The 3,774-nt window shown below is 63.1% G+C and carries 4 protein-coding genes; all 4 read right to left on the bottom strand.

Translation table 11 applies throughout. The features are described from left to right. Nucleotides 1-158: 158 nt before the first annotated feature. The gene (locus BLR85_RS27910; protein ID WP_093165080.1) at nucleotides 159-977 is read right to left on the bottom strand and encodes an SDR family NAD(P)-dependent oxidoreductase; all 819 of its coding nucleotides are present in this window, start codon (nucleotides 975-977) and stop codon (nucleotides 159-161) included. Nucleotides 978-1,032: 55 nt separating this feature from the next. After that, a complete protein-coding gene (locus BLR85_RS27905) occupies nucleotides 1,033-2,037 on the bottom strand; it encodes a class I SAM-dependent methyltransferase (RefSeq protein ID WP_093165077.1) in 1,005 nt (334 codons plus the stop codon). A 71-nt stretch (nucleotides 2,038-2,108) separates the two neighbouring features. Then, nucleotides 2,109-2,471 (bottom strand): hypothetical protein, encoded by a 363-nt coding sequence (locus BLR85_RS27900; protein WP_093165074.1) that lies wholly within the window; start codon nucleotides 2,469-2,471, stop codon nucleotides 2,109-2,111. A gap of 7 nt (nucleotides 2,472-2,478) precedes the next feature. Then, a complete protein-coding gene (locus BLR85_RS27895; RefSeq protein ID WP_093165071.1) occupies nucleotides 2,479-3,543 on the bottom strand; it encodes an endonuclease/exonuclease/phosphatase family protein in 1,065 nt (354 codons plus the stop codon). Nucleotides 3,544-3,774: the final 231 nt, after the last annotated feature.

The raw sequence follows: 3,774 nt of genomic DNA, 5'->3' as shown, positions 1-3,774 counted from the left end.
AGGCTATGAGGCCGATTAAACGCGACACGCTCTAATCTATCCTCTTTCCCGAAATATCCTGGGGGGAGCGCTCGCCAGAGCGCGGGGGGCAAAGCCCCCTCCCAGCCATTACGAACAGCGCGCCGCGGATCAGCAACATTGACCGACCGGAGATCCGCCTAGTGGGCGGGCGCGTTCACCGGATCGAGCAGCGTGCGGCCGCCATCGACGGTCATGATCTGACCGGTCATGAAGGCCGCCGCGTCAGAGGCCAGGAATTGCGCTGCCTCGGCCACCTCTCCCGGCTTGGCAATCCGGTTCATCGGCGTGTGATCGCGGATATTCGTGCGATAGTCTGCATTTTCCTTGATCGCTTCCATCAGGCTGGAGGACAGGACCGAACCGAAAGACACGCCATTCACCCGGATGCGATTCGGTGCCAGCGCCACGGCGAGCGAGCGAGTCATCTGGTCCAGCGCCGCAGTAGAGACCGAGTATCCCAGCAACTCCGGGTGAGTCCGCCGCGCGGCAATCGATGACAGGTTTATGATCGAGCCAATCGCGACCGCATCTTCGTTGGCGTCGATCTCTGCCTGCTTGATCATGCGCTTGGCCACGGTCTGGCTCAGGCGCAATGCGGTCATCAGGTTCTGCTCCAGCAGCATTTCCACCGCGTCATTGTCCGGATCGAGCGGATCGGAGGCCACCATTTGCCGGCAGGCATTGACGAGGATGTCCACCCGCTCAAAGGAGTCGAGCGTCGCGGAGAGCAGGTTCGCGATGGTCAACCGCTCGCGCAGATCGCCGGCAAAGGCACGGGCATTGCCACGGGCGTCATCGCCCTTCTCCGAACCCAGTTCTTCGCACAGGCGCTTCTCGTCCATGTCGGCAAACATGACATTGGCACCCTGCTCCATGAAATGCCGGGCGATGGCCAGCCCGACTCCATGGGCTGCGCCGGTCACGATCGCTGTTTTACCTTGGATGGAGAAAGTCATGAGAAGATCCTGTCGATCTGGTGCCAGTTGGGCATCGCGGAGATGATAACGGTTTTCAGCGCCGCCGAGACGCGGCGGATTGCCCCCTTGGGCGGCGAGCGGCGTAGATCTTGAAACCGGATGTTCCCTCGATCTCGCGCAATTCACCGAAAGCGGCTTCGAGCGGCGCCTCATAGGGCAGGTGACGGTTGGCGACAAGCCAGAGCGTGCCGTGCGGGGAAAGATTGCGCGCCGCGGCGTTGATGAAGGCGGCCCCGAGCGCGGGATCGGCCGCGCGGGTGGTGTGAAAGGGTGGGTTCATCACGATGTGATCGAAGGGTTCGCTATCGGTCCAGTTCACGGCCTCGGCCCACAGGAACCGCGCCCGCCCGCCATGCAGGTTCTGCCGTGCGGCTTCGAGCGCGGCATGTTCCACCTCGACCAGCACGCATTCGGTCACATCCCGCCGCTCCAGAGCATGGAAGGCCAGATAGCCCCAGCCCGCGCCGATATCGGCCACCCTGCCCGGCATTTTCTCAGGCAATGCCCGCGCAAGCGCGACCGAGGCCGGATCCGGCCCGTCGGCCGAAAACATGCCCGGCGCGGTCACCCAGCCGCTCTCAAGCCGCGTCACCGGCGGCAGGCTCCAATCGGCGAAACCGCCCGGTCCGGCCTGAAACTGGAAGATCTTCCCATGCGCCTTGGCAACCGGCGGCGAGACCTCGGCGCGTTTGCGGATCTCGCGCAGGATCGAATCGACCCCGTCCGTTTTCTGGCCATCGACGATGACACTGCCGCCATGGGCGCTCGCCTCGGCCACCAGCGCCCGCGCCTCGGCCTTGGCGCGCGGCAGCATCACGATGGCGGCTGCGAAATCCTCGGGTGCGGAAATCTCGGTGCGATATCCCTGGCGCGCCCAGAAATCATGATCGGCCCGGTTGCCCTGCACGATTTCAACCCGCCCGCGCGGCAGCGCCGAGAGGTCGGCCCCCGCACGGGGACGGAAAACGGCGATCTGGCCGGTCTGTGGCAAGTGGAGCGCGCCGGATTTGAGCGCGTATGTCAGTCTGCTTTCGGACATGGGCCGGTGCTGTACTGCTTTCGCACCCTCAGGTCACGCGGAAAATTTCCGGGCGCCTGCCGGTGTAGCGCTCAGAGTTCGGTTTCATCCCCTTCTTCGGGAGCGGCAAGCTCCTCGGGGGTCTTGCGCCGCAGGATGATGTCGCCATTCGGGAGCCGCTCGGGCGGATGGTACTTGTCGAAGCTGTCGACGAGTTCCGAGAACTGCTCCAGCATCGGCGCCATCTCCTCGGCGAACTTGCGCAGCTTGGGCTCCATCTCGATCGCAAGGTCCTCCATCATCGGCTTCACTTCGTCGGCCAACCCCTTGAGCAGAAGCTTTGCGCCTTCTTCGATGAGGTTGAAGCCATCCTCGACATCGGACTCCTGGGCGGGGGCACAAAGCGGGGCGGCGGCGATAGCGGCGGCAAGGGCCAGGGCGGGCAAACGTGTCATGGTGCGATCATACGCCTGCGCCGGGATTCGCGGAAGCGTCCAGATCGATATCCAATGTCACGGGGAAGTGATCGGAGGCCGCCAGCAGCGCTTCGCGCAATTCGGGAAGCTGATAGATCTTCGGGTCGTCGAAAGGATGCCAGATCCTCCAGGCCGGTCTGTTGGACAGCAGGTCAGGCGAGATCATGATGAAATCAAGAAGCGCGGAGTGATATCTCTTCTCAACGTCGTTATAAAAACGCGCCGTGGCCGGCGGGCGGGCGGAACCGGGTGGAACCGGGCCACGCTGGGCATGGGGATCGAACAGGCGCTCTTCCCTCGGCCTGCCTTCTCCGATCACGATATCGAGGCCAGAGCGGCCGAACAGTTTCTCGTATTCGTCCAGCCCCGGACCGTCGTTGAAATCGCCCAGCACGATCAGCGAGTCCCCGGCGGTCAGATGGGCCTCCACCCGGCGTCGCAGCCAGATACATTGCGCAAGCTGCTTGCGCCGATTGGCGATAGAAACCCGCATCACGTCGTCGTCACCGCGTGCGGCATGGGGAGACTTGGATTTCACATGCACGCCGATCATCCGGAACCGGGTGCCATCCACAGTCCGCGCCGCGACTTCCAAGGGTGGCTTGGAAAAGGTCACCTGGTCCGGTGTGGCGTCGATGTCGAGGTCGATCCGGAAGGTTCCATCGAAGCGGGGCGCTTCCGGATCGCCCTTCTTGCCGGAGAATTGCCCCTGCGGATCGTGGCGCAACTCCAGCCTGTCCGGGTCATACAGCAGGGCGATTTCCTGTTCGGTCTGGTTGGCGAAACCGATCATGGCCTTGCTCTGGCGCAGATCGAACAGGCGGGCAAAACTCTCCAGTGCAACGACCGTGTCCCGCGTACGGTTCTGATCGGGTGCTTCCACGATCAGGATCGCGTCGGCGTCCAGCGCGGTGAACACGATCCCGAGGGATTCGAGTTGCTGGCGCCGGGTGACGTTGTAGCGCGTCGACCAGCGTTCATCCGCCAGCGGGGTCCCGTCCTCATCGAACAAATGGGTCATCCATTCGACATTATAGGTCGCGATCCGCATCTTCCCGCTCCATGTCCGGCACTTGCCGCCTCACCCGCAGGCTGACCCGAAACGCTCGGCGGCGCAATCTTCGTGCGCCCCTGCAAGCCATGCAGCAAGGCGAAGGCCGCTATTCACCAGTCATTCATACTTGCTGCCCTAGTCACCTGGAACTGTAGTTCGTATCATTGATCCGAGTGATTTCGGGGGGATGATATGGTTGGCCGGGTTGCAGACGAGGTGATTCTGAGT

The organism is Aliiruegeria lutimaris, from assembly GCF_900099935.1.
GTDB lineage: Bacteria > Pseudomonadota > Alphaproteobacteria > Rhodobacterales > Rhodobacteraceae > Tropicimonas > Tropicimonas lutimaris.
The sequence above is the reverse complement of the archived record's forward strand: the minus strand, read 5'-3'. Positions and strand labels throughout refer to the sequence as shown.

What these genes read in the sequence shown, in the direction of transcription:
- BLR85_RS27910 (WP_093165080.1), bottom strand. Translation starts at nt 977, where the DNA reads ATGACTTTCTCCATCCAAGGTAAAACAGCGATCGTGACCGGCGCAGCC.
- BLR85_RS27905 (WP_093165077.1), bottom strand. Translation starts at nt 2,037, where the DNA reads ATGTCCGAAAGCAGACTGACATACGCGCTCAAATCCGGCGCGCTCCAC.
- BLR85_RS27900 (WP_093165074.1), bottom strand. Translation starts at nt 2,471, where the DNA reads ATGACACGTTTGCCCGCCCTGGCCCTTGCCGCCGCTATCGCCGCCGCC.
- BLR85_RS27895 (WP_093165071.1), bottom strand. Translation starts at nt 3,543, where the DNA reads ATGCGGATCGCGACCTATAATGTCGAATGGATGACCCATTTGTTCGAT.